This window comes from Bacillus sp. BACIII, assembly GCF_057836745.1.
In genome coordinates, this window is record NZ_CM174437.1 from 719,554 (window position 1) to 744,352 (window position 24,799).

Here is a 24,799-nt window from a genome sequence, read left to right on the forward strand (position 1 = left end):
CATGAATCCAATGATTGATGTACAGGAAACAGAACCGGGCATTGTGCAGGTCACAATGCAGGATACGGCCGGGAAAAACGGGCTGTCAGAAGAGTTTGTAAGAGAGCTGCACCGGGTATTCCAAGACATCAATGCCCATCCGTCCTATAAAACCGTCCTTCTGACGGGTTACGGAAATTATTTCTGCACGGGAGGAACGCAGGAGGGGCTTTTGACCATTCAGAGCGGAAAGCTCCAATTTACAGATTTAAAGCTTCACAGTCTTTTATTGGATTGCAGGATTCCCGTGATTTCCGTCATGCAGGGGCATGCGATCGGAGCCGGCTTCACGATCGGTCTGAGCTCGGATTTCGTGATTTTAAGCAGAGAGAGTTTTTATTCTTGTAATTATATGAAGTACGGATTTACACCGGGAATGGGCGCGACGTATATTGTGCCTGAAAAACTGGGAATTGTCCTCGGGGAAGAAATGCTGTTTACGGCCGCGAATTTCAGCGGCGCTGCTCTGGAAAAAAGGGGAGTTCCGTTTGAAGTGCTGCCGAAAAAAGACGTCCTTCAAAGAGGCCGCGAATTGGCCCGGCTGCTGGCGGATAAACCGAGAGCCTCACTGGTTGCGCTGAAAACCAATGTGACCGCACGGATCAAAAGAGAGCTGACAAAAGCGGTTGAGGAAGAGGTGAACATGCACGAAGCTACATTCCATCTTCCTGAAGTAAAAGAGAGAATCAGCCGCTTATACGGCAGTTAAACAGAATGAAAAAAGCATGGGAAGCCCCCATGCTTTATGATTGGTCCGTCTTTTGCAGCACGGAGCCTGCGAATTGTTCTTTAATTTCGGCGCTTCGGGCTGCGGTTTCTGTAATGCAGTGAATGATGGCTTCTTCAAAGCGGCGCTCGTTTAATGCGCGAAGGCCTGCCTCGGTTGTGCCGCCAGGGCTTGTGATTTCCTTGCGCAGGCGCTCAGGGCGTTTGCTGCTTTTTCTGAGCATTTCCGTCGCCCCGGCCATGGTTTGTAAAATCAGCTCTTTTGCCTTTTCTTCCGGCAGACCGACTTGAAGGGCGGCTTTTTCCATCGCTTCGACATACCGGTACACATAGGCGGGGCCGCTTCCGGCGATGGCTGTGACGGCATCAAGGTGTTTTTCTTCAAAGAGCGTCGCTTCTCCGATTGTTTCCAGCAGCTCTTTTGCCGTCCGGATTTCTGCCTCACTCGCCTCAGAGCTTGCGGAAAAACCGGTCGCCGATTGCTGAATGGCCGCTGATGTATTCGGCATCGCGCGGATGATGGTGAGCTTTCTGCCGAAATATTGCTGAATGGTGTGAATCGTCAGCCCTGCGATGACAGAAATCACAAGCTGATCTTTCACGTATTCGCGAATGTTTTCAATGCTTTCTGCCGCATCTTTCGGTTTAAAGGCGAGAACGATAATGTCGGTCTTGCTGAAAAACTCTTCTTTATCCCGGCACGGTTTCACTCCGTACGTTTTATGGAGCTCTTCAAGCCGGCTGTCATTTGACCGGTTTGTCATGTATATATGCCCGGGGGCCGTCAGTCCGCTTTGCAGCAGTCCGTTCACCATTGCTTCCGCCATTGATCCGGCTCCGATAAACCCGATTTTCTTCATATAAATCCTCCTTCTTTCCAAAACACAAAAAAACCTTCCCGTCAAAAAGGACGAAAAGGTTTCGCGGTACCACCTTACATTAGCACGAATCAGCCGTGCTCAGCTCAAATCCCGTAACGAGGGGATACGTTTAGGTTTTCCTAACCGCTCTGAGGGCAGGTTCTGTAAACAAGAGGGCCGCAATGTCTTTCAGCCGGGGACATTGCTCTCTGCTGCCGTTGTTTATATACTAGTTCCTCGTCATCGCGTTCCGTGTTTTCTAGTTTGTTGTTCATTATGCTATGCGGCAGAGCGGGATGTCAATCTTTTTTTCTGATATACGGCAATAATGACACAGGGAAGAGAAAAGGCTAAAATATGAGTATTCAGGAATGAAAAGAACGAAGGAGCGTAAATATGGCAGCGAGAAAGATCATTCCGATACGTGTACCGACTCCGTTTGCAGTCGGCGACGTTATCGTTTATTTAGTAAAAGATGAAGCCTTAACCCTCATTGATTGCGGCCCGAATACAAAGGAAGCGGCTGAATCGCTCTTCATGCAGCTTAAAGAACACGGTGTTTCTGCGGCGGATATAGATCAGGTGGTGCTCACTCATCATCACGCAGATCATTCGGGTTTGCTGCACCTTTTTTCCGATGATACGGAAGTAATCGGGCATCCGCTGAATGACAGGTATATTACTCAGAACCAGTCGTATATCGCCCGGCAGGAGGATTTTTTTCTGTCGCTTATGACAGAGATGGGCGTTCCTCTGACATATGAAGACATACATAAAACAGTTAAGCTGTCATACTTATTTTCTGCAAACCGTCCGTTAACAAAAACAGTGGGCGAAGGCGGAAAAATTGACGGGCTGGACGGCTGGACGGTGCTCGAAATCCCGGGGCATGCCGCTTCTCACATTGCGCTTTATCATGAAAAAAACGGTGAAATGTTCAGCGGCGATCTGCTTTTGTCCAACAGCTCCACAAATCCGATTTTAGAGGCTCCGGAAAAGGGGAGCGTGCGCACGTCTCCGATGCTGGACTATTTGAAATCAATGAAGCGGCTGTATGATATCAACCCGTCCCTTTTATATCCGGGACACGGAGAGCTGCTGAAAGACGTTAGGTCTGCTGCTGACAGGCGGCTCGAAAAACAGCGAAACCGGGCGGAATATGTGCTGCACCTGCTGTCAGAGGAAACGCTGACGGCTTTCCAAGTATGCCGGCGGCTGTTTCCGGCTGTGTACGAAAATGAATTGTTTTTAACGATGTCAGAAACGATCGGCCATCTTGACGTGCTGGCTGCAAAAGGGAAGGCCGAATCCTTTCAGTCGGGAAATACTCTGATGTTTAAAGCTGTGAAGGGGTGAAGGTAATGGGCAGATTAACGGATAAGCGGATTTGGATCACCGGGGCATCCGGCGGACTCGGAGAACGGCTTGCATATTCCTGCGCGGCAGAAGGGGCTCATGTTTTTTTATCCGCAAGGCGGGAGGACCGCTTGCAGGAAGTAAAAAAAACGATTACTTCGCGGGGCGGACAGTGTGATGTCATTCCGTTTGACGTCCGGCATGCAGAAGAGGCTGAAAACGTAAGGCGTTTGATCGGTCATGTTGACGTATTAATCAATAACGCCGGGTTCGGCATTTTTGAAACTGCCGCTGATGCATCTTTGAATGATATGAAGGCGATGTTTGAAGTCAATGTATTCGGATTAATTGCCTGTACGAAAGCCTGTCTTCCGGTGATGCTTCACGCCAAAAGCGGCCATATTATCAATATCGCTTCACAGGCCGGCAAACTGGCGACGCCGAAATCAAGCCTTTATTCCGCTACGAAACACGCCGTTTTAGGGTATTCCAATGCGCTGCGGCTCGAGCTGGCCGGTTCGGGTGTAGCTGTGACAACGGTTAATCCCGGCCCGATCAAAACAGACTTCTTTACAATTGCAGATAAAGAGGGCGGTTATGTGAAAAGCGTCGGCAGATGGATGCTTGATGCCGACCATGTGGCAGAGCGCATTACGTCCGTGATTTTGACGGATAAACGGGAAATGAATCTTCCGCGATGGATGAGTTTCGGGACGAAGCTGTATCAGCTTTTCCCATCGTTTACAGAAAAACTGGCCGGCCGCGCATTAAAGAAAAAGTAACAAGGGGGAGACAGCAAATGTCCGATCGGGATATACGCACGGCATTGATGGAAGAGCCTTTAGTCAGACAAATGGCGGAGGCGCGGGAAGTATTTTGGATCAACCCGCATAAAACCGATGATCCCGTAAAACATGGCGCTGAATGGGAAAAGGAGATTGCCGAAGCGGAAGAAAGGCTGCGCCGGTTTGCGCCTTATATCGCATCGGCTTTTCCGGAGACGGAAGAGGCGGGGGGTCTCATTGAATCTCCGCTTGTCTTGATTAATGAAATGAAGAAGCGTCTGGAACACAGCGCCGCTCAGGCTTTTCCCGGACGCCTGCTTTTGAAGTGCGACCATGAACTTCCGATTTCCGGTTCCATTAAAGCGCGCGGCGGGATTTACGAAGTGCTGAAGCATGCCGAAGATCTCGCGGTAAAAGCGGGAATGCTCTCAGCAGACGACGATTACAGCATATTGACTGAGGAACGGTTTACCGCTTTTTTCTCGAAATATTCTATAGCCGTGGGTTCTACGGGCAATTTAGGTTTGAGTATCGGCATAATCGGCGCGAAGCTCGGTTTTTGTGTGACCGTGCATATGTCGAGTGACGCCAAGCAGTGGAAAAAAGAGCTGCTCCGGGAAAAAGGGGTTCGGGTCATCGAATACGAAGCAGACTACAGTCTGGCTGTCAAAGAAGGGCGCATTCAGGCGGAGCAGGACCCTTATTGTTATTTTATTGATGATGAGCATTCCCGGGATCTGTTTTTAGGGTATGCAGTTGCGGGAAGCCGTGTAAAAAAGCAGCTGGATCAAATGAACATTAAGCCTGCTGCAGATGAGCCGCTTTTCGTCTATCTGCCCTGCGGGGTCGGAGGAGGACCGGGCGGCGTCGCGCTTGCCCTAAAGCTGATCTATGGCGAGCATGTCCATATTTTTTTCGGTGAGCCGACGCATTCACCGTGTATGCTGTTAGGCCTGTTTTCCGGCTTGCATGACGGAATCAGCGTGCAGGATATCGGTCTTGATAATCAAACGGCCGCCGACGGACTTGCGGTGGGAAGGCCGTCCGGACTGGCCGGCCCTCTGATGGAACCTATACTCAGCGGCTGTTATACCGCCGATGACGGCACGCTTTTTTCGCTGCTCTATCAATTAAGAGCCGCCGAGAATAAGAGCCTTGAGCCTTCTGCCCTCGCCGGCATGGCAGGAGCTGTCAAGTTCGTTCAGACTGAAGCGGGAAACCGTTACATAAAAGAGCGGGGGCTTGAGATGGAAAATGCCGTGCACCTTGTGTGGAGCACTGGCGGGAGCATGGTTCCGGAGAAGGAAATGGAAGAGTACAGCAAGCTCGGTTCCTCATTTGCGAAAAAAATGGGCAGACAGTGAAGCGGTTTTCCGTTACAATCTTTGTAAGCGTTTGTTTTTTTACCGGAAAGCCATACAGAGAGATTGGTGTGAATTGTGAAAAGTAAAGAATTGAACTTACATACATTGTACACGCAGCACAGCCGCGAGTCTTGGGCCGGATTCGGCGGTCATCTTTCCATTGCCGTTTCAGAAGAAGAAGCCAAGGCCGTAGAGGGGCTGAATGACTACCTATCGGTGGAAGAAGTAGAAACGATTTATATTCCGCTTGTGCGCCTGCTCCATCTTCATGTCACGTCTGCTGCAAGACGGAATCAGCATGTCAACGTGTTTTTGAAGCATCCGCATTCAGCGAAAATCCCGTTTATCATCGGAATCGCGGGCAGCGTCGCCGTCGGCAAAAGCACCACCGCAAGAATTTTGCAAAAGCTTCTTTCCCGTCTGCCTGACAGGCCGAATGTGAGCCTGGTGACAACGGACGGTTTCTTGTATCCGACGGCGGAATTAAAAAGGAAAAACCTTCTGTCCAGAAAGGGATTCCCGGAAAGTTACGACGTGAAGGCGCTGCTTGAGTTTCTGAATGATATAAAATCAGGGAAAGAGAGAGTGGAGGCGCCCGTATATTCCCATCTTACCTATGACAGGGAAGAGGGCGCCGTCGAAGTGGTCGAAGGTGCGGATATCGTTATTATCGAAGGAATCAACGTCTTGCAGTCGCCGACCTTAGAGGACGACAGGGAAGATCCGCGGATTTTTGTATCGGATTTCTTTGATTTTTCAATTTATGTGGATGCCGAAGAAAGCCGGATTTTTACGTGGTATTTGGAGCGTTTCCGTCTTTTGAGGGAAACCGCTTTTCAGGACCCGGCCTCTTATTTTCATAAATTTAAGGATTTATCTGATGCAGAAGCGGATACCATGGCCGCCTCCATTTGGGAGAGCGTCAACCGTCCGAATCTGTATGAAAATATTCTGCCGACAAAATTCAGGTCGGATTTGATTTTGAGAAAAGGTGACGGCCATAAAGTTGAAGAGGTGCTGGTAAGGCGTGTGTGATGTGAGGAGGAAGCGAATATGATGATGCATCATATTGAATTGTATGTATCTGACTTGAAAGCCTCCGCCCGGTTTTGGGGATGGTTTTTAGGTGAGCTCGGTTATACGGAATTTCAAAATTGGGACTCCGGCATCAGCTGGAAAAACGCAGGATTTTATGTTGTGCTTGTCCAGACAAAGGAGCGTTTTTTAACACCGGAGTACCACAGATGCCGGGTCGGGCTGAACCATCTGGCTTTTCATGCCGCATCAAGAGAGCAGGTTGACGAGATGACAGAAAAGCTGCTTGCCAGAGGATGCCCCGTGCTTTACAGAGACCGCCATCCATATGCAGGCGGAAGCACGCATTACGCCGTATTCACGGAAGACCCGGATCGGATAAAGGTAGAGCTGGCTGCTCCTGCCTCTGATTCTGAATGAACTATGCCTTTTCGTTTTTTTCTTCGCGCAGCGCGTCGAGTTTCTTTTCGATTCTGTCCAATTGTATGCGGCGCTTGTTCAAGCTTCTGAATACATATATCACGGCAAACAGGAAAACCGCGGCTGCGGCGAATGAAATCAATTGAAAAATGACATCACCGATGTTCATCTTTTTACCTCCGTGTGCGGCGGGCTTCCTCAGCCCGTCGTTTTTCATTTTAGTGTCTCTCTAGCCTTGTTTTTTTCTGAGTATGAACAGTTTCTGCATGTGGCTTATGATCACCTTTGCAACCGCATATCCCGGAATGGCCAGCAGCATGCCGGCAATACCTGAGAATTTGCCGGCGGCAAGCAGAAGAAAAATAATGGTCAGCGGGTGAATGTCCAGCTTCCGGCCCATAATTTGCGGGGAAATCAGCTGGCTTTCAAGCTGCTGGACAATGACGACAACCGTAATCACAAGCACTGCCTGCGTCGGTGAGTCGAACAATCCGACAATGACTCCGGGAAATGTGCCGATCCAAGGCCCGATAAACGGAATCAGGTTTGTCACCATGGCGAACGCGCCCAGAACGAGCGGATAATCGAGCCCGATTATGAAATAGCCGATCGTGACGAGAACGCCGACACAGAAACTGACGAGCAGCTGCCCTTGTATGTATGAACTGAGAGCCTCATCCATGTCCTGAAGGATTTGTTTTCCTTCCTTTTGATGTTTTTCCGGAAGAAGCCGGAGCAGCCGCCGGGGCGCTTTATTTCCTTCTTTTAACATATAATACAGCGCAAACGGAATAATGGCGGCGGTGATGGCGGCATTGGCAGCCGCACCGGCCAGGCTGCTGAGAGAATCAGCGATTGAACCGGAATAATTTGCGGCTTTGTCTGCTAATTTTTTGAAGGAATCCTCATGCTGAAGCCGGGAAAACCATTTACTGTCCTGGAGATGCCCGATCCAATTTTCAGCTTTTTCGGAAAGCTCGGGAATGTGATCTGTGAAGGCTGTAAACTGTTTTTGAACGGCAGGGCCCGCCGTGTAAAGGAAGAGGACAAAAAGGCCGGCTGTTCCCGCATAAATCGCTAAAATCGCGATTCCTTCGGGCAACTTTAATTTCGCATGCAGCACTTTGACGAGCGGGCGGCACAAATAGTAAAGGACGCCCGATAATACAATGGGCGGAAACAAGGTTTTAACCGTAATCACAACAGGCTGGAACAAAAAGTCTATTAATGTTCCGAGATAAATGATGAGAAATAACAGAAGAACGGCATAGCCGATCTTGAAATAAGGCCCGACAGGCATATTCTGCACCACGCAATCTTTAAGGGTTTACTCTCGATCGTTTCCCTTATCGCCCGGCGCATAAACGTCCCTGTCAGGAGAACTGCCCCTGATTGGTGACATAATCGTAGATAATATCTTCTACATGGGCATGGAGGTCCTCATCGGGTTCTTCGTTCCTTCTTTCTTCCAAAGCTTTTTTTAAACTCTGTTTTTCATAGGGGCTCAGCGGATCTGTCGACACATTCCGTCCATACTGGCGGAGGGCCTGTCCCAGCATTTTTTCTATAAATTGATCCATCGTATATTCTCCTATTCTTATCATTCATCTTTATTCTACTAAATATCATGTGATCCTCCCACTCTTCTATCATATTTTCTGTCAGGACGATTTAGGCTCTTTTATTCCAGTTCAGCTGAGAGAATAAGATGAAACGGCAGCGTTAACGCATCTTCATCGTTTATGATTTTTAAACGTTTTTCGTCATGCTTCACTTGTTTTACCCATCCCCAAAACCGGCGGGGGCCGTGTGCGGAAGCGTAGGTGACTGAGATGGCCCTGTCTTCTTCAATCGACGCCGCAATGATGCGGTTCATGTCGTTCATTTGCTCTTCGCTCAGTTCCGGCGGCCGGAATTCCCGTTCTTTTCGTTTCTTTGCAAGCAGCTGCTCCCGATGTTCGGGGAGCATCATCCGGCTTGATTCCCACATGACATTATACCCGGGTGTTAATTTGTTCGGATTCATGTATATCACCTCAATTATTTGTAATGCCCGCCGATTTTTTCAGCCCGGTGAAAGGCTTGGCCGGCCTCTGTCAGCGACGCGGCATGGAGGAGCGACGCCGGGCCGTACCGTTCATGGATATCATCCAATACTTTGCCGAGACTGATCTTTTTTTCCTGGGCATCGAACAGGCTCAGCTGAACATAATCACAGGGCTCCAGCTGGGAAAGGGAGACGCCGGCGCTGCGGACGGGCTCCCCGTTCCAATGCTCTTTAAAGAGCTTGACCGCCGTTTTAAAAATATCCATTCCGAAATTGGTCGGAGAGACGAGCTTTCTCTGTCTGTGAAAACCTGAAGGGAAATCAAAATCGGCGCCCCTGATGCTGACTGAAACCGTATGGCCGATGTATTGTTTAAAACGGGCGCGGCGGGCCACTTCTTCGCTTAACTCCAGCAATACGACTTTGATATCCTCAAAGCGGCTGTAGTCTCTCGGAAGGGTCATGTTATGGCCGATCGCTTTTTGCCGGCTGTGCGTGTTGACGGTGACCGGAGAGGGATCGATGCCGCGGGCTGTCCGCTGAAGCAATTCGCCGTTAATGCCCCAGCGCTTTTTCAGCAGTTCGGGAGGATGTGCGGCAAGCCCGCCGATTGTGCTGATGCCCATCCGCCTTAAATGATGCTCCATCCGTTTTCCGATGCCGAATAATTTTCCGACCGGCAGCGGCCACAGATCCTGCCTGATATTTGACATATCCAATCTGTGAATGCCGGATGCGTTTTTTTTGGCAAAATGGTCGCAAGCCATTTTCGCAAGCGCCTTATTCGGCCCGATGCCGACACGGGCATAAATACCGAATTCACGCATAATCGCTTGTTGAATGTTTTTGGCGATTGTAAAAGGATCACCGAACAGCCGCCTGCTCCCGGTCACGTCGAGAAACTGCTCATCGATGGAGTAGGGTTCTACAAGATCGGTATACCGCTCGAACAGCTCGGTAATCATAACGGAGACATCAATATACCGCTGCATCCGCGGACGGACGATAACGGCGTCTGGACATTTGGCCTGCGCTTCCCCCAGCCGTTCAGCGTTTTTTACGCCGTATCGTTTGGCGAGCGGACAAGCCGCAAGCACGACGCCGCTGCGTCTTTCGGGATCTCCCGAGACAATGACGGGCCGGTTTTTAAGATGAGGCGCTTCCGCTTTTTCCACAGACGCATAAAACGATTGCATATCAACAAGAAGAATATCAGCCATAAAAAAACCTCCGGGAACGTTTGTTCTGTTTTTCATTTTACCCGAACAATGACCGCGTTTATACTGGTAAATCATTCCCCGGTTGGAAGACGGGCTGATTCGTCCGCTTGAAAAGAAATCATTTACAATTGCAAACAACCCACATATAATTTTTTATATTCCAATGAAAGAAGCTGACATTCATTTTGCCGGACGAAAAGGAGAGTCAATCGATTATGGATATTCGAACAATTACCTCTGAAGACTATGAAATGGTTACGTCTGTTTTGAATGAATGGTGGGGCGGCAGGCAGATGAAAGACAAACTGCCGCGCTTGTTTTTTGAACATTTTCAGGACACAAGCTTTATTACGTTCGGGCCGGAGGGAATGACCGGTTTTTTAATCGGGTTTCAGTCACAATCAGACCCTGAGACGGCATATATTCATTTTTCCGGTGTGCATCCGGATTTCAGAAAAATGCAAATTGGAAAACAGCTCTATGACCGATTTATGGAGACGGTGAAAGAAAGGGGCTGCACAAAAGTCAATTGCGTGACGGCGCCTGTCAATAAAGTATCAATCGCCTATCATACAAAGTTAGGCTTTGAAGCTGAAAAAGGAACCAAAACCGTAAACGGAATCCCTGTTTTTGCGAATTATGACGGTCCGGGCCAGGATCGGATTCTGTTTGTGAAATACATATAGAGGAGGCTGAAAATGGGCTTTTTAGCTGACACGCCCAAACCGCCTTATGATGCGGTCATTTTTTCATCAATCAAGAGAGAATATGATGAGGAATATGAACAAACGGCAGAGCGCATCACGGTTTCCTGCTGGGACAGCATGGATGCGATTAAACGGTGGAAAGACCGGGCGGCAAAACAAAAAGGAAAAAGCGCCTGGAATGAAGCGTACGCGGTCCGCATGACGAGGACGGAGCCGCAGCGGATGTTTGTGTCAAAAGGAGCGGAAGATTGATTGCATTTTTACAGCATAAAGAAGAACAGACGGCGCGGGAAATTGCGGCGGTTCAGCGCTGCTCTTATCAAAAAGAAGCCGAGCTGATCGGCTTTTTCGGCATTCCCGGGCTGCATGAAACAGCCGAAGACATACAGCGGTCCCAGGAGACGTTTGCCGGTTTCAGAGTAAAAGATCGGCTCGCAGGCGTCATTTCGTATGAAAAAAAGGGATATGATCTCGTTATATGCCGGCTGACGGTGCACCCGTCCGGCTTTCGGAAAGGAATCGGACGGGCGCTCATTCAATTTGTGTTAGACGAGAACCGGGACGCCCAAAAAATAGAGACGGCTACCGCCAGCCAAAACGTTCCGGCAGTCTCTCTCTATTTAAAAGCAGGGTTCACGGAAGCCGGACAGACTGAGACGCCGGAAGGGCTGACTCTCTCATTTTTTCATCTTTATCCGAAGAGAAAAGCGGAAGTAATTCCGCACCAGCCGGAATGGAAAGAGATGTTTGAAAGAGAAAAGGCGAATTTGATCCGAATCTTCGGCCGCGCACTCCATTCGGTCAGCCACATCGGCAGCACCTCCATCCCCGGGATGGCCGCAAAACCCGTCATTGATATACTGGCGGAGGTTAATGATATTTCGGATGCTGACCGATTCAGTCCGCAGCTGGAAGCACTCGGCTATGAGGCGAAAGGGGAAAACGGGATAGAAGGCCGGCGTTTCTTTCAAAAAGGCGGCAACAGGCGCACACACCACGTTCACATATACGAAACAGGCCATCCGGACGCGGGGCGTCATCTGCTGTTCCGGGATTACCTCACCGCAAAGCCTGAAAAAGCGGCTCAATACATGAAGCTGAAAAAGCGGCTCGCTGAGACATACCCGTACGATATGGCAAAGTATACTGAAGGGAAAAAGGACTGGATCAAGGCGGCTGAACAAGAGGCAAAGGACTAAGGAGAGCGGGCTGCTGTAAAGAAAGCAGAAACAATGCATACAGCGGTCCGGTATGCTACAATGGCGAAAATGAAAAACGGAGGATCACCTATGCAAATACATGTGACGGATGCGGCGAAACACACGCTTTTGCAGGCAATGGACGCCAACCCGGAGAAAAAAGCGCAGCTCCGCTATGACGCAGAAGGCTGCGGGTGCGCGGTCAGCGGCGTGCCGGCCATCTGGCTGGCGGACGAATTAACGGGACAATGCGAACGCATTGAAACCAACGGACTTCCGCTTTACATCCAGACCTCTCAAAAAGTGTTTTTTGACGAGGAAATGACAATCGATTACAATGAAAAGGCAAAAACGCTCGTCTTAAAGAGCCCGGCAGAAATGCTGAGCCCGAGAATGAGCATATTAGTAAAGCAGGGAGAAACTGAAAGTGAATCAAAAGCTGAAAGCCATTAAACAGACGGCACAGCATAAAACGTGGGTATCCTTTTTGAACAACAATCATCCGTACAGTCTGCTGCACTGGTCCATCGGGGGCGCTGAATCCGTACAAAAGGATGTCTGGCTGCTTCAGGATGAGATGACCTTCAAAGCGCAGGAGTTTACGACAATCGACCTCGCCATTGACTGGATCGGAGAAAATATGGACGGGATTACCGACGTTTTATGACGGGAAAGCGAAAGAACCAGTATACGTTCTTTCGCTTTTTTACGTTTGCGTTACGGTATCTAAAAAGGTTTGCAAGGCTTGCCGGTAGCTCTCCGGATTTTTGGTGTACGACATGGCATGCCCGCCCGATTCGGCCAGATACAGCATCTTCGGGCCGCGTTTTCTGCGGTGCAGCATTTCGGAGGAAGCGGGAGGTATATAATCATCCTCCTTACTGTGGATAAACAGAATGGGCTGCCGGATGCGGCTGATAACCGATAAAGGCGAGACATCACGGATGCGGTATCCTTCTCTCACCAGCAAAAAGAAATCAGCCAAAGGCAGCAGCGGCCACCGAGGCAGCCGGAATTCCCGCTTCAGTCTGTAGGCTAACTGATCGTGAAAACTTGCGAACGGACAGTCCGCAATATAAAAATCAGCGCCGTCTCCATTCTGATGATCTCCCGCGTATAATAAGGCCGTCACCGCTCCCATTGATTCGCCGTGGACACCGATTTGACCGCCGTCCCCGGTTTTGTTTCTCACCCAATTCACGGCTTCTTCCAAATCATCTTTTTCAAAATAACCGTAGCTCGTTGTTCGGCCGCCGCTTTTTCCGTGCCGGCGGTGGTCATACACGAGCACATTCCAGCCTAAATCCAGAAACAAATCCATGTATTTCAATGAATTAAACAAATTGACGGTAACACCGTGACAAATAATCATCGTGTTTGCCGTATGATGCGGGGCGATGTAAAAGCCTTTGATCTCATACCCGTGGCGTGACAAGATGACAGCCTCTTCTTTTTCCATGGCCTGAAAGGAATCAAATACCCCACGCCAGTCTGCCGTTTCTCTTTTCATGATGTCTTCATCCGTCTTTTTCTTCATAAACATGATCAGATTCGTAAAAGCAAATCCGGCGGCCAAAAAGACAGCGCAAGCCGAACCGAACACCGCCAGCCATTTTTTCACGCAGGCACCCTCCTTTAATATGCCGGCCTCCGGCGCTCCATGGTACACTTGCTTCACCATTATTCAGATACGGGGGTATAATGATGAAAAAGCAGCTGCCTAAAGAAAAACACAGCTTAAAAGACAATCTGGAGGAAGATCTGAAGGCCAGGCTTTTGCAAATGAAAAGTGAGCTGAAGGAAGAAGACGAGAAAAAACAAGCGCAGCAAAAGGCGGAACAAATCAGAAAACGAAAAGAAAAAGAAAAAAATAAAAGCTTTGAAGAGCTGCTGAATGAAAGCAGTCTCGATTGGCACAAATATAAATAAACCGGCATCTGACAAGGTGCCGGTTTTATTGTTTAAGAACGATGGGCTTCGTATACGTCCTGTTTTGTATGGTATTGCAGGGCTTTGATTTCCTGACTGCTTAAACGCCGGGCCTCTAGAGCCGAACAGTTTTCTCTCAGCTGCTCCGGCGAGCTTGCTCCGGTGATGACAGAAGCGACGGCCGGCTGTGAAAGCAAGTATTGAAGAGAAAGCTCCGTCATGCTCAGATCAGGCACGGCAGCGTTAATCGCTTTTTTAGTTTCTGCCAGTTCTTCAAAAGAATATGTTAAATAGCCGTTCTCTTTTACGCTTGCGGCCGCTTGATCGAGCGGTTTTTCCGTAAGAAGCCCTTTAGCGACAGGCCCTCTGGCGACGACGCTGATTCCGTTCTCCTCTAAAAGGGGAAGCCACTCCTCGGGACGCCGGTCCAGCAGGCTGTATTGCATCATAATGCTTGTGATATTTGATTTTTTCACATATTCTTTAATGACATTCGGACGAATCGAGGAAATGCCGTAATACCGGATGACACCTTCCTGTTTTAAGTCCTCGAACGCTTCGATCGTTTCATCAATCTGATCCTCCATCGTGCCGCCATGCAGCTGATAAAGGTCGATATAGTCCGTTTTTAGCCGGCGCAGACTGTTTTTGACCGCTTCTTTTATGTATCCTTTGGAAGCGTCCCAATGCCAGCCATCTTTCTCATCATTCCAGCGGTTTCCGGCTTTCGTGGCTAAAATGATGTCGTGTCTGCGGTTTTTGACGGCCTCCCCGACGATTTCCTCATTTCTGCCGAAATCATAAAGATCAGCGGTATCTAAATAATTGATTCCAAGCTCGATCGCTTCATCCAAAATAGACAGCGCCTTAGCTTTATCCGTGCCGAGCGACATACAGCCGAGCCCGATTTCGCTTATTTCTAAATCAGAACGTCCCAATTTGCGTTTTCTCATCATTTTGCTCCTTTTTATGGTCTTTTATTGACCGTAATATAAAGGCGCGAAGTTTTCAACTGTTAAGGCCCGGTGATCCAATCTCCGACATAGCGGAATGTCCGTCCGTACTCTTTCAATTTAGCCCGCACTTCCCAAGCCTTTCCGACCAATACGATGCTCTTATCCTTCCGGTACACCTTCAATCGAAAAGCACCTCCCTCTTATGCATGTATGATAAAATATATGAGGCATAATAGAGAGACAGAACGGGAGATGACATGATGAAACATTTAGAAGAAAAAACACTTGCGAAGAAAAAGCTGTATGACGGGAAAGTCATAGATCTTTACTTAGAGGATGTAGAGCTCCCGAACGGAAAAACAAGCAAGCGGGAAATCGTCAAACATCCGGGAGCGGTGGCTGTGCTTGCGGTGACCGAAGAAGGAAAAATCATTTTGGTGAATCAGTTCAGAAAGCCGCTGGAACGGACAATCGTTGAAATTCCGGCCGGCAAGCTGGAAAAAGGAGAAGAGCCCGAACATACCGCATTAAGAGAGCTCGAAGAAGAAACGGGATATACGGCGGAAACCTTGACGAAAATCACCGCTTTTTATACATCACCGGGATTTGCTGATGAAATCGTGCACCTCTTTCTTGCTGAAGGGCTTTCGTTGCTTGAAGAAAAGCGAGAACTGGATGAGGATGAATTTGTCGAAGTGATGCAGGTCACGCTTAAAGAGGCCGTGAAGCTGGTTGAATCCCGCCAGGTGTATGACGCTAAAACGGCATACGCGATTCAGTATCTCCAGCTGAAAGAAGCGCTGAAGGAAAAATGATGAAAACCGTTTATGCGGATCTGCATATTCATATCGGGCGCACCTATACGGGGAGACCGGTCAAAATCACCGGGGCTAAAACATTGACGCTGCAGCGGATTTTGGAAGAAGCAAGCGAGGGGAAGGGAATTGAACTATTGGGCATCATCGACTGCCATTCCCCGGAAGTCATGGAAGAAATCGAGCACGGAATTGATGAAGGCAGATACCGTGAGCTGAAAGAAGGCGGCATCCGGTATCGGAATACGACGCTTCTGTTGGGCAGTGAGCTTGAAATTTATGATCACACATGCCGCGGGCCGATTCACGTTCTCGTCTTTATGCCGGCTCTTGCCGAAATGAAGATGTTTTCTGAGTGGCTCGCAAAAAGGCTTAAAAATATCCATCTCAGTTCCCAGCGCATTTACGAGACCGGTTTGAATCTTCAAAAGAAAACAAAGGAATTGGGCGGGCTGTTTATCCCCGCCCATATGTTCACCCCGCATAAAAGCCTGTACGGAAAAGGGGTCAGATCTTCTTTGACAGAAGTTTTCGACCCGGCGCTTATTGACGCGGCGGAACTCGGATTAAGCTGCGACACTGACATGGCTTCACGGGTAACGGAACTTGATCCGTATACATTTTTAACAAATTCTGATGCGCATTCCTTAGGAAAAATCGGCAGAGAATATAATGAAATGCTTCTGAAGGAAGCGAACTTTACGGAATTTTCGCTGGCTCTAAAAGGGAAGGGCGGAAGAAAAATCACGGCGAATTACGGACTGAACCCGAAGCTCGGGAAGTATTACAGGACGGCTTGCGACCGCTGCGGCAGCCCGGCTGAAAAAGGAGCTTTAAAATGTACGGAATGCGGCGGGAAAACAATGACAAAAGGGGTCAGTGAACGGCTGGAGGAACTGAGCGGACCGAAAAAAAGCCGCGTGCCGCGGCCTCCGTATATTCATCAAATCCCTCTGCAGTTCATTCCCGGAGTCGGACCGAAAACATTGGAAAAACTAAAGCGGACTTTCGGGACGGAAATGGCGATTCTTCATCAGGCAGAAGAAGAGGACTTGGCACGCGTCGTGCAGCCTAAAATAGCGGCTGTCATTCATAAAGCGCGCACCGGGCAGCTCGCCCTTGAGGCCGGAGGCGGAGGAACGTACGGCCGAATCAAGCCGTAAAGCCGGTTTTTAGCGGAGTTCCTCCTGTACCTTTTTTTTCGTACGGACAAACGCAATCAATTCGATGATTTCATCCTGATTAAGCGGCTCCCCGTCAACGGTCAGTGTGCCGCGACCTTGTGCGGCTTTTGTTAATTCGATGGTCTGGGCAAACGGCTCCGCCTTTTTTTCAGTGCGCCCCAGTAAATCGTCGCACGTCGTGTCAAACAGATCGGCAAGCGTGCCCAGCGCTTCGAATGACGGGCGCCGGTAGCCTGATTCATACCCGGCGTATGTGCTTTTTGCGATGCCGAGCCGGTCAGCCGTATATTGAAGAGACCAATTTTTCTTTTTTCTCAGTTCAGTTAAACGATCTAAATTCATATTCAAAACCGCTCCTTTTCACTTGAGCAAAATTATATCATATCGATGTGTAAAAGTGTACGCGAATTGAATAATAATCACTTGATTAATTTCATTCGTCTGTCTATAATTTGATTAAAAGTATGCGAAAAGCGAATGCTTAAACATCTTGAGAAATGATGAAGAGGTGCAGGGTATGAAAAAATTATTGCTGTTAACAACCGGAGGAACAATTGCCTCAGTCGAAGGAGAAAACGGGCTTGCACCCGGGGTAAAAGCAGACGAATTGTTAACCTACGTATCAAAACTTGATAACGATTACACGATGGAGACCCATTCGTTAATGAACATCGACAGCACCAATATGCAGCCTGAATACTGGGTCCAAATAGCTGATGCTGTCAAAGAAAAATATGACGCGTACGACGGGTTCGTCATCACGCACGGCACAGACACAATGGCTTATACATCAGCGGCGCTGTCTTATATGCTTCAGCATGCCGATAAACCGATCGTCATTACGGGTTCGCAAATCCCGATTACATTTCAAAAAACCGATGCCAAAAAAAATATTACGGACGCGATCCGCTTCGCATGTGAAGGGGTGGGCGGCGTATACGTCGTATTTGACGGCAGAGTCATTCAAGGCACCCGCGCCATTAAATTAAGAACGAAAAGCTATGACGCATTTGAGAGCATTAACTACCCGTATATCGCGTTTATTACCGAAAACGGAATTGAATACAACAAACACGTGCACATGCCAAAGGACGACGCCTTTACGGTGAACACTTCACTTTGCACGGACGTGTGCCTGCTCAAGCTTCATCCGGGGCTTAAACCGGAAATGTTTGACGCGTTAAAGGGTATGTACAAAGGAATCGTCATTGAAAGCTACGGCAGCGGCGGCGTGCCGTTTGAAGGAAGAGACATTCTCGCCAAAGTCAATGAAATGATTGAAAGCGGCATTGTCGTTGTCATTACGACACAATGTCTTGAAGAAGGAGAAGACATGAGTGTCTATGAAGTCGGACGGAGAGTCAATCAAGATCTCATCATCCGTTCAAGAAATATGAACACAGAAGCCATCGTTCCGAAATTAATGTGGGCGCTCGGCCAGTCTCACAATTTGGCTGAAGTCAAAAACATAATGGAGACACCGATCGCAGACGACGTTGTACTGTAAAAAAGACCACCATCAAAGAGAAAGTAGGGTTTTAGCATGACAAACGCGCAAAAAGAATATCGTCAGGAAAAAGATTTCCTCGGAGAAAAACAAATTGAAGCTGATGTGTATTACGGAATCCAAACGCTGCGCGCGAAAGAAAACTTTCCGATTACCGGCTACCGCATCCATGAAGAAATGATTAATGCGCTCGCAATCGTCAAAAAAGCGGCGGCGCTTGCCAATATGGATGTAAAGCGCCTCTATGAAGGAATCGGCAACGCGATTGTCCAGGCCGCAGACGAGATTCTTGAAGGTAAATGGCATGACCAATTCATCGTCGATCCGATCCAAGGGGGAGCCGGAACGTCCATGAACATGAATGCCAACGAAGTAATCGGCAACAGAGCGCTTGAAATCATGGGACATAAAAAAGGTGAATACATTCATCTCAGCCCGAACACACATGTCAATATGTCACAATCGACAAACGATGTGTTTCCGACGGCGATTCATATTTCTACCTTAAAACTTCTGGATAAGCTCCTTGATACAATGGCGCATATGCTGAGTGTCTTTAAAGATAAAGCGAAACAATTTGATTCTGTCATTAAAATGGGACGCACACACCTTCAGGACGCTGTGCCGATCCGTCTCGGACAGGAATTTGAAGCATACAGCCGCGTGCTTGAGCGTGATATAAAGCGAATTAAACAATCCCGCCAGCATCTGTATGAAGTAAACATGGGAGCAACGGCTGTAGGTACGGGACTTAACGCTGATCCGCGCTACATAGAACAGGTTGTAAAGCACCTGGCTGACATCAGCGGACTGCCTCTTGTCGGCGCCGGCCATTTGGTTGATGCCACACAAAACACTGATGCTTATACGGAAGTTTCAGCCGCGTTGAAGGTATGCATGATGAATATGTCTAAAATCGCCAACGATCTGCGCTTAATGGCCTCAGGTCCGCGCGCGGGACTTGCGGAAATTTCACTGCCCGCCCGTCAGCCGGGATCATCCATTATGCCGGGGAAAGTCAACCCTGTAATGGCAGAGCTGATTAACCAAATCGCCTTCCAGGTCATTGGGAATGACAATACAATCTGCCTCGCTTCAGAAGCGGGCCAGCTGGAGCTTAACGTAATGGAGCCGGTGCTCGTATTTAACCTGCTTCAATCTATCAGTATTATGAACAACGGTTTCCGATCATTTACCGATCATTGTCTGGCGGGGATTGAAGCCAACGAAAAACGCCTGAAGCAATACGTGGAAAAAAGCGTCGGCGTTATTACAGCGGTCAACCCGCACCTTGGATATGAGGCAGCTGCGCGAATTGCCCGTGAAGCAATCATGACGGGGCAATCTGTAAGAGATCTCTGTCTCCAAAACGATGTACTGACAGAAGAAGAATTGGATATCATTTTGAATCCGTATGAAATGACAAAACCGGGGATTGCCGGAAAAGATCTTTTAGAAAAATAAATTTTGAAGCAACAACAGCCGCCTTTTCACGTTTTTCAGTGAATAGGCGGTTGCCATACAAAGGGATGAGGAAGTATAGTATAATTTGTTATATCATTTGATGAAAGCGTTTTAGCTTTTTCTTCTAGGGGGATTTTTTTGTGAAAGAGGTCAGATTGCCAAATTTATTGGAAATTATTATCTTATTATTCGGGTTTTTAGCGCTTGTTTTGTCATTCACAGTGTTTTTAGACCTGCCGATCCAGCTTGCTCTCTTTATATCCTGGTTTATCGCTATTATTCTCGGAATCAGGCTGGGATATTCATATAAAGACTTGCAGTCCTCCATTGTCACCGGGATATCAAACGGTCTTGAAGCCGTTCTGATTCTAGTTTCGGTCGGTGCCCTTATCGGGACATGGATTGCCGGCGGCGTTGTGCCGACGTTAATTTATTATGGTTTAGAGTTTATTAATCCTCATGTGTTCCTGCTTGCTACATTGGTTATTTGTTCCGTTATGTCCGTTGCGACCGGGACGTCCTGGGGAACCGTGGGAACGGCGGGAATCGCCATGATTGCCATCGGAGAGGGAATGGGCATACCGCTTCCAATCGTAGCGGGGGCCGTTTTGTCCGGCGCTTACTTCGGGGACAAGCTTTCACCGCTGTCTGACAGTACGGTGCTTGCCTCCACGCTTTCTAAGGTGGATGTGCTGTCACACGTCAGAGCGATGATGTATCTGTCCATTCCGTCCTATATCATTACGGCCATTCTTTTTACCGTAACGGGATTTATATACGGCGGAAAAAATATTGATCTTGATAAAGTGGAATTTTTAAAGTCTGCATTGCAGAAAACGTTTGATATTCATATATGGATGCTTATCCCGGCGGTTGTCGTCGTCGTCCTTCTGATTTTGAAAAAGCCGTCTATGCCCGTCATCGTCATCGGTGCCTTGCTTGGCGCCATCTGGGCTTCTGTTTTTCAGGGAATGAATTTTGCCAGTGCCCTCGCGACTGCTTACAATGGTTTTTCCATTAAAACGGACGTCGAATTTTTAAATGGCCTGTTAAACCGCGGAGGCATCACCGGCATGCTGGATACGTTGGTCGTTATTCTTTTCGGTCTCGGTTTTGGAGGAATTCTCGAGAAGCTCGGCGTATTAAAAGTGATTGTCTCAACTTTTGAGAAAAAACTGACCACACCGGGAAATGTAACGCTTTCGACGCTGATCGTCGCCCTTTTAGCAAACATTTTCGGCTGTGCGATGTATGTGTCATTGATACTGACGCCGAAAATTATGGAGAACAGTTATGATAAACTGAAACTTGACAGAAGAATTTTATCCCGGAATGCCGAGGTGGGCGGCACGCTTACTTCAGGGATGGTGCCATGGTCTGACAACGGCATCTATATGGCCGGCATTCTCGGCGTCTCAACGTTTTCTTATCTGCCGTTCATGTGGCTCAGTTTTGTATCTATCGGACTGGCCATATTGTACGGATACACGGGTAAATTCATTTGGTACACGAAAGAAAAATCCTTGCAATCTCAAAAACTGGGTTAGGGGGTTATTTTATGATTACAAAGCATATGATTCGGACGTTAATGATAGAAACGCCGACTGTTCCCGGAAATCTGGGAAAAGTGGCAACGGCCATCGGAGTGATGGGCGGAGATATCGGAGAAGTTGAAACCGTTAAAGTCGGCCCGAACTACACCATGCGCAACATTACGGTGCAGGCCGAAAATGATGAGCAGCTGCAGGAAATCATTCAAGCCATTGAAGCTCTCGGTGAAGGCATCCGGCTTCATACCGTCTCAGATGAAGTGCTCTCTGCTCATGAAGGCGGAAAAATTCAGATGAAAAGCAAAATGCCGATCCGGACACTGGCTGAGCTTGGCCGTGTTTATACGCCGGGCGTGGCCGATGTGTGCAGACTGATCGAAAGCGAGCCTGAAAAAGCATCCATCTATACGACCATCAGCAATTCTGTCGCCATTGTCACCGACGGAACGGCGATTCTCGGTCTCGGCAACATCGGCTCTGTCGCCGGAATGCCCGTAATGGAAGGGAAGGCAGCGCTTTTTGACCAGCTGGCAGGCATCAGCGGTATTCCGATTTTGCTCGACACTTCTGATCCGGAAGAAATCATCCGCACGGTAAAACATATTTCTCCGGGATTCAGCGGAATTCTGCTTGAAGATATCGGTTCGCCTCACTGCTTTGACATTGAAGACCGCCTGAAGGAAGAATTGGACATTCCGGTTATGCACGACGACCAGCACGGCACGGCGGTCGTCACTCTCGCCGCCGCCATTTCCGCTTGTAAAAGCGCAGGTCTTGATTTAAAAGAAGCGAAAGTCGGCCAGATCGGTCTAGGCGCGGCGGGCGTCGCCATCTGCCGCATGTTTATGGCATACGGAGTCAAAGCGGTCTGCGGAACGGACAAGTCAGAAGAAGCAATGAACCGCCTCGCTCAATACGGAGGTCAGCCGCTTGAAAGCATTAAAGATTTAATGGACACGTGTGACATTGTGATCAGCACCACAGGAGTTCCGGGGCTCATTAAAAAAGAGGATGTCAGAAAAGGACAAGTTATTCTGGCCTTATCTAATCCGAAGCCGGAGATTGAACCGGAAGAGGCGCTGCAGGCCGGAGCCGCTTATGCAGCCGACGGCCGTTCAGTCAATAATGTTCTCGGCTTCCCGGGTATTTTCCGCGGCGCGCTGAACGCCAAAAGCAAGAAAATTGACCATGGAATGCTTGTGGCGGCCGCTGAAGCCATCGCTTCTTGTACGAAACACGGTGATCTTGTGCCTCAGCCTTTGGACGCGGACGTGCATCAGGCCGTATCGGCAGCTGTAGAGCGGGCCGCGGCGGGAAAATAAATAACGCTCACAGCACCGGATATGTATCCGGTGCTTTTTTTATCATGAATAGGAAGCGGAATTCTTTGGCAGGCTAACAAATAGCAAAAGACGGAATAAAGAGGTGTCAATGTGGATTATTTTCCGCTGATCCATACAAATATTTGGGATGCTGTGATCGGCGTGCCGGTCGTCTTATGCGTCACACAGCTGATCAAAGTGTTCTGCAGGGTTCCAGGCATATTCGTTCCCACGATTGCCCTTGTTGTCGGAAATATTGTGTCTATCGTTTTCGGTCACCACGAACACGTGTATGAGGGGAGTTTTATGGGATTCTTTTACGGATACGCCGCAATGGGGAGTTTTTCATCTGCCAAAACATCTCTGCGCGCCTACAGGAAGAAACATGAGCCGTATTCATGAACACACCTGGATTTTTTTGTTATGATAGAGAAAAGGCAAAAAAGGAGCGATCGGCACATGGCGAAAAGCAAAGCGAAAAAAATGCGGGAGCATCTCAGAAGAAACGGGATGCGTGACGCAGTCTTATCAAGGGGGGCGGCGCCGTCCTTCAGCACGCATGAAAGAGTGACAAAAACCAAAAAAGACAGGCTGGAGAGAATAAAGCATAAAAAAAGGAATCCCCATGATCACAAGAGTGATGGCGGGGATTCTTTTTTTTGCCGGAATCTCGGAGCCTTTCTATGATTTCTCTGTCATGTTTTCTCTTTTCTTTCATACAATCTACTAAATCAAGTCAATAGATTAGCGGGAGGAAAGCGGTATGAGGAAACAATCGTACAAAGAACTGTTTTTTCGCCATATGAAGGATCATCTGTCACTTTATATATTTGTGTTTGTCTTGTTTTTAATGGGTGTCATTTTCGGCGCGATCATTGTCAACAGCATGACAATCACGCAGAAAGAAGATTTGTATTACTATTTAAGCAAATTCTTCGGACAGCTGTCTGACGGAAAACATGCCGGCGCCTCAGACATGTTTTGGCAGGCCGTCTTTCATGATGTAAAATATTTGGGGCTGATGTGGATTCTGGGTATTTCCGTAATCGGTCTCCCGGTGATTTTCATCATGGTGTTTTTGAAAGGAATCGTCGTCGGTTTTACGGTCGGATTTTTAGTGAATCAAATGGGGATGAACGGATTTTTCCTGTCCTTCATCTCGGTGCTGCCGCAAAACATCGTTCTCATTCCGGCATACCTTATCATGGGGACATGCTCTATCGCTTTTTCGCTGAAACTGATCCGGCAGCTGTTTGTCAAACGAAGCCTCCACGATACGCCGATCCAATGGTTCGGACGCTACGCCTTCGTGCTGATTCTCATCATTTTCTTCTCGGTCATCGCTTCACTGCTGGAAGCGTATGTGTCTCCGCTGTTTATGGAAAAGCTTTCATCACGGATCTTTTAGAATGATTATCATAAAATAATACTTTTATTTATCAGTTTATAATAATTATAGTTGGAACTCTGCGCGTATTTTGTTATAATGAGTCATGGAATGCGGCGTAGGAGGGAAAGACATGGAAAACCGTATTGATCGAATTAAAAAGCAGCTGCACTCGTCAAGCTACAAGCTTACGCCACAGCGTGAAGCAACGGTAAGAGTGCTGCTTGAAAATGAAGAAGACCATTTAAGCGCAGAAGATGTATACCTCCTCGTAAAAGAGAAATCTCCTGAAATTGGTCTCGCTACAGTATATCGTACATTAGAATTATTAACAGAATTAAAAGTCGTTGATAAAATTAACTTCGGGGACGGCGTATCCCGCTACGACCTTCGCAAAGAGGGCGCGGCCCACTTCCATCATCATCTGGTGTGCATGGAGTGCGGAGCCGTCGATGAAATTGAAGAAGATCTGCTTGAAGACGTTGAAGAAGTGATTGAACGTGATTGGAAATTTAAAATTAAAGATCATAGATTGACTTTTCACGGAATCTGCCACCGCTGCGGCGGGAATGAAACAGAATAAAAGCCTATGAACCTTTTCTGCCAGGAAAGGGTTTTTTGCTGTTTTTATGTATAAAAGCCTTTGAAATTGGCATAAGGTGTACTAACAGCCGCCAAAGAAAGGATCGATCGAAAGATGGGCAGATTCCTAAAAACAGCCGCGGATACGATCAAAGTGTTTATTCTGTTCACAGGTTTTACCGCGCTGTTCTATTATGCTATGATATGGGTGAATTCAGAGTATGAAAACTATCATCGGTACGATAAACCGGAAGGCTCCGCCGTCAAAGTGGCCAAAACGGAACATGAGGAGAAGGACGGCTGGTTCGGCCGGTTGATCTTTTTTTACCAAAACGGGGAGTAGAT

The 24,799-nt window shown here is 48.2% G+C and carries 33 protein-coding genes; 23 read left to right on the top strand and 10 right to left on the bottom strand.

The features are described 5' to 3' along the window. The first annotated feature begins 1 nt into the window (after position 1). Entirely contained in the window at positions 2-748 is a 747-nt protein-coding gene (locus ACXN9U_RS03625; RefSeq protein WP_016939192.1) for a polyketide synthase, read from the top strand. 34 nt (positions 749-782) lie between these two features. Here ACXN9U_RS03625 and proC read toward each other — a convergent pair whose 3' ends face one another. Next, positions 783-1,625 (bottom strand): pyrroline-5-carboxylate reductase, encoded by an 843-nt coding sequence (proC, locus tag ACXN9U_RS03630; protein WP_049628734.1) that lies wholly within the window; start codon positions 1,623-1,625, stop codon positions 783-785. A 396-nt stretch (positions 1,626-2,021) separates the two neighbouring features. On the opposite strand from proC, the gene ACXN9U_RS03635 reads away from it, so the two are divergent. From ACXN9U_RS03635 to ACXN9U_RS03655, 5 genes are all read left to right on the top strand, one after another. Then, positions 2,022-2,981, top strand: a complete 960-nt coding sequence (locus ACXN9U_RS03635) for an MBL fold metallo-hydrolase (RefSeq protein WP_060964838.1) — start codon at positions 2,022-2,024, stop codon at positions 2,979-2,981. 5 nt (positions 2,982-2,986) lie between these two features. Next, positions 2,987-3,763 (top strand): SDR family NAD(P)-dependent oxidoreductase, encoded by a 777-nt coding sequence (locus ACXN9U_RS03640; RefSeq protein WP_060964839.1) that lies wholly within the window; start codon positions 2,987-2,989, stop codon positions 3,761-3,763. Positions 3,764-3,780: 17 nt separating this feature from the next. Next, a complete protein-coding gene (gene dsdA, locus ACXN9U_RS03645; RefSeq protein ID WP_060964840.1) occupies positions 3,781-5,130 on the top strand; it encodes a D-serine ammonia-lyase in 1,350 nt (449 codons plus the stop codon). 75 nt (positions 5,131-5,205) lie between these two features. Beyond that, positions 5,206-6,165, top strand: a complete 960-nt coding sequence (gene coaA / locus ACXN9U_RS03650) for a type I pantothenate kinase (RefSeq protein WP_060964841.1) — start codon at positions 5,206-5,208, stop codon at positions 6,163-6,165. Between the two features lie 24 nt (positions 6,166-6,189). Continuing rightward, positions 6,190-6,585 (top strand): VOC family protein, encoded by a 396-nt coding sequence (locus tag ACXN9U_RS03655; protein WP_101605605.1) that lies wholly within the window; start codon positions 6,190-6,192, stop codon positions 6,583-6,585. Position 6,586: 1 nt separating this feature from the next. Here the strand turns inward: ACXN9U_RS03655 and ACXN9U_RS03660 are convergent, their stop codons facing one another. The 5 genes from ACXN9U_RS03660 to ACXN9U_RS03680 all read right to left on the bottom strand — a co-directional run bounded on the left by ACXN9U_RS03660 (position 6,587) and on the right by ACXN9U_RS03680 (position 9,852). Continuing rightward, the gene (locus ACXN9U_RS03660; protein ID WP_101605606.1) at positions 6,587-6,754 is read right to left on the bottom strand and encodes a DUF4083 family protein; all 168 of its coding nucleotides are present in this window, start codon (positions 6,752-6,754) and stop codon (positions 6,587-6,589) included. A gap of 60 nt (positions 6,755-6,814) precedes the next feature. Next, positions 6,815-7,885, bottom strand: a complete 1,071-nt coding sequence (locus ACXN9U_RS03665) for an AI-2E family transporter (protein WP_060964843.1) — start codon at positions 7,883-7,885, stop codon at positions 6,815-6,817. A gap of 73 nt (positions 7,886-7,958) precedes the next feature. Next, positions 7,959-8,165: a YqzH family protein gene (locus ACXN9U_RS03670; protein ID WP_003153294.1), complete on the bottom strand. Its 207-nt coding sequence runs from the start codon at positions 8,163-8,165 to the stop codon at positions 7,959-7,961. Between the two features lie 101 nt (positions 8,166-8,266). Further along, a complete protein-coding gene (locus tag ACXN9U_RS03675) occupies positions 8,267-8,611 on the bottom strand; it encodes a YolD-like family protein (RefSeq protein ID WP_060964844.1) in 345 nt (114 codons plus the stop codon). A 14-nt stretch (positions 8,612-8,625) separates the two neighbouring features. After that, positions 8,626-9,852, bottom strand: a complete 1,227-nt coding sequence (locus tag ACXN9U_RS03680; protein WP_060964845.1) for a DNA polymerase IV — start codon at positions 9,850-9,852, stop codon at positions 8,626-8,628. Between the two features lie 215 nt (positions 9,853-10,067). Between ACXN9U_RS03680 and ACXN9U_RS03685 the strand changes: the two genes are divergently transcribed. From ACXN9U_RS03685 to ACXN9U_RS03705, 5 genes are all read left to right on the top strand, one after another. Next, a complete protein-coding gene (locus ACXN9U_RS03685; RefSeq protein ID WP_060964846.1) occupies positions 10,068-10,538 on the top strand; it encodes a GNAT family N-acetyltransferase in 471 nt (156 codons plus the stop codon). Between the two features lie 12 nt (positions 10,539-10,550). Then, positions 10,551-10,811, top strand: coding sequence for a hypothetical protein (locus tag ACXN9U_RS03690; protein ID WP_060964847.1), 261 nt, complete (start codon positions 10,551-10,553; stop codon positions 10,809-10,811). Next, complete coding sequence (locus ACXN9U_RS03695; RefSeq protein WP_060964848.1) at positions 10,808-11,758, top strand: GNAT family N-acetyltransferase; 951 nt, start codon at positions 10,808-10,810, stop codon at positions 11,756-11,758. The genes ACXN9U_RS03690 and ACXN9U_RS03695 overlap by 4 nt, the downstream gene beginning before the upstream one ends. Positions 11,759-11,848: 90 nt before the next feature. Beyond that, complete coding sequence (locus ACXN9U_RS03700; RefSeq protein ID WP_047475681.1) at positions 11,849-12,211, top strand: iron-sulfur cluster biosynthesis family protein; 363 nt, start codon at positions 11,849-11,851, stop codon at positions 12,209-12,211. Further along, positions 12,186-12,425 (top strand): DUF2552 family protein, encoded by a 240-nt coding sequence (locus ACXN9U_RS03705; RefSeq protein WP_003153307.1) that lies wholly within the window; start codon positions 12,186-12,188, stop codon positions 12,423-12,425. The genes ACXN9U_RS03700 and ACXN9U_RS03705 overlap by 26 nt, the downstream gene beginning before the upstream one ends. Before the next feature lie 39 nt (positions 12,426-12,464). On the opposite strand, the gene ACXN9U_RS03710 is transcribed toward ACXN9U_RS03705, so the two are convergent. Further along, positions 12,465-13,379 carry an alpha/beta hydrolase gene (locus ACXN9U_RS03710; RefSeq protein ID WP_489202183.1) on the bottom strand — a complete coding sequence of 305 codons (915 nt, stop codon included), beginning with the start codon at positions 13,377-13,379 and terminating at the stop codon, positions 12,465-12,467. A gap of 83 nt (positions 13,380-13,462) precedes the next feature. Here ACXN9U_RS03710 and ACXN9U_RS03715 point away from each other — a divergent pair, with 83 nt between their 5' ends. Continuing rightward, positions 13,463-13,687, top strand: a complete 225-nt coding sequence (locus ACXN9U_RS03715) for a YqkE family protein (protein WP_016939176.1) — start codon at positions 13,463-13,465, stop codon at positions 13,685-13,687. Between the two features lie 32 nt (positions 13,688-13,719). Here ACXN9U_RS03715 and ACXN9U_RS03720 read toward each other — a convergent pair whose 3' ends face one another. Together ACXN9U_RS03720 and mciZ are read right to left on the bottom strand one after the other, a co-directional pair. After that, entirely contained in the window at positions 13,720-14,640 is a 921-nt protein-coding gene (locus ACXN9U_RS03720; RefSeq protein ID WP_438420164.1) for an aldo/keto reductase, read from the bottom strand. 62 nt (positions 14,641-14,702) lie between these two features. Continuing rightward, positions 14,703-14,825, bottom strand: a complete 123-nt coding sequence (mciZ, locus tag ACXN9U_RS03725; RefSeq protein WP_003153315.1) for a Z-ring formation inhibitor MciZ — start codon at positions 14,823-14,825, stop codon at positions 14,703-14,705. Between the two features lie 78 nt (positions 14,826-14,903). Between mciZ and ACXN9U_RS03730 the strand changes: the two genes are divergently transcribed. Then, a complete protein-coding gene (locus ACXN9U_RS03730) occupies positions 14,904-15,458 on the top strand; it encodes an NUDIX hydrolase (protein WP_489202184.1) in 555 nt (184 codons plus the stop codon). Beyond that, on the top strand, positions 15,458-16,621 hold the full coding sequence (locus ACXN9U_RS03735; RefSeq protein WP_060964852.1) for a TIGR00375 family protein: 1,164 nt from the start codon (positions 15,458-15,460) through the stop codon (positions 16,619-16,621). Before ACXN9U_RS03730 ends, ACXN9U_RS03735 begins: the two co-directional genes overlap by 1 nt. 9 nt (positions 16,622-16,630) lie before the next feature. On the opposite strand, the gene ACXN9U_RS03740 is transcribed toward ACXN9U_RS03735, so the two are convergent. Next, positions 16,631-16,984, bottom strand: coding sequence for a helix-turn-helix domain-containing protein (locus ACXN9U_RS03740; protein ID WP_016939172.1), 354 nt, complete (start codon positions 16,982-16,984; stop codon positions 16,631-16,633). Positions 16,985-17,159: 175 nt separating this feature from the next. Between ACXN9U_RS03740 and ACXN9U_RS03745 the strand changes: the two genes are divergently transcribed. From ACXN9U_RS03745 to ACXN9U_RS03785, 9 genes are all read left to right on the top strand, one after another. Beyond that, on the top strand, positions 17,160-18,149 hold the full coding sequence (locus ACXN9U_RS03745; RefSeq protein ID WP_016939171.1) for a type I asparaginase: 990 nt from the start codon (positions 17,160-17,162) through the stop codon (positions 18,147-18,149). Positions 18,150-18,185: 36 nt separating this feature from the next. Further along, positions 18,186-19,613 carry an aspartate ammonia-lyase gene (aspA, locus tag ACXN9U_RS03750; protein ID WP_003153322.1) on the top strand — a complete coding sequence of 476 codons (1,428 nt, stop codon included), beginning with the start codon at positions 18,186-18,188 and terminating at the stop codon, positions 19,611-19,613. A 140-nt stretch (positions 19,614-19,753) separates the two neighbouring features. Beyond that, complete coding sequence (nhaC, locus tag ACXN9U_RS03755) at positions 19,754-21,160, top strand: Na+/H+ antiporter NhaC (protein ID WP_489202185.1); 1,407 nt, start codon at positions 19,754-19,756, stop codon at positions 21,158-21,160. A gap of 11 nt (positions 21,161-21,171) precedes the next feature. Further along, the gene (locus ACXN9U_RS03760) at positions 21,172-22,485 is read left to right on the top strand and encodes an NAD-dependent malic enzyme (protein ID WP_060964854.1); all 1,314 of its coding nucleotides are present in this window, start codon (positions 21,172-21,174) and stop codon (positions 22,483-22,485) included. A gap of 111 nt (positions 22,486-22,596) precedes the next feature. Next, the gene (locus ACXN9U_RS03765; protein WP_016939168.1) at positions 22,597-22,887 is read left to right on the top strand and encodes a hypothetical protein; all 291 of its coding nucleotides are present in this window, start codon (positions 22,597-22,599) and stop codon (positions 22,885-22,887) included. Between the two features lie 57 nt (positions 22,888-22,944). Continuing rightward, entirely contained in the window at positions 22,945-23,172 is a 228-nt protein-coding gene (locus ACXN9U_RS03770) for a hypothetical protein (protein ID WP_489202186.1), read from the top strand. 76 nt (positions 23,173-23,248) lie between these two features. Then, positions 23,249-23,893, top strand: coding sequence for a stage II sporulation protein M (spoIIM, locus tag ACXN9U_RS03775; protein ID WP_016939166.1), 645 nt, complete (start codon positions 23,249-23,251; stop codon positions 23,891-23,893). A 112-nt stretch (positions 23,894-24,005) separates the two neighbouring features. Then, positions 24,006-24,455: a ferric iron uptake transcriptional regulator gene (gene fur / locus ACXN9U_RS03780; protein WP_016939165.1), complete on the top strand. Its 450-nt coding sequence runs from the start codon at positions 24,006-24,008 to the stop codon at positions 24,453-24,455. 114 nt (positions 24,456-24,569) lie between these two features. Further along, entirely contained in the window at positions 24,570-24,797 is a 228-nt protein-coding gene (locus ACXN9U_RS03785) for a YqzK family protein (RefSeq protein ID WP_003153331.1), read from the top strand. Positions 24,798-24,799 lie beyond the last annotated feature (2 nt).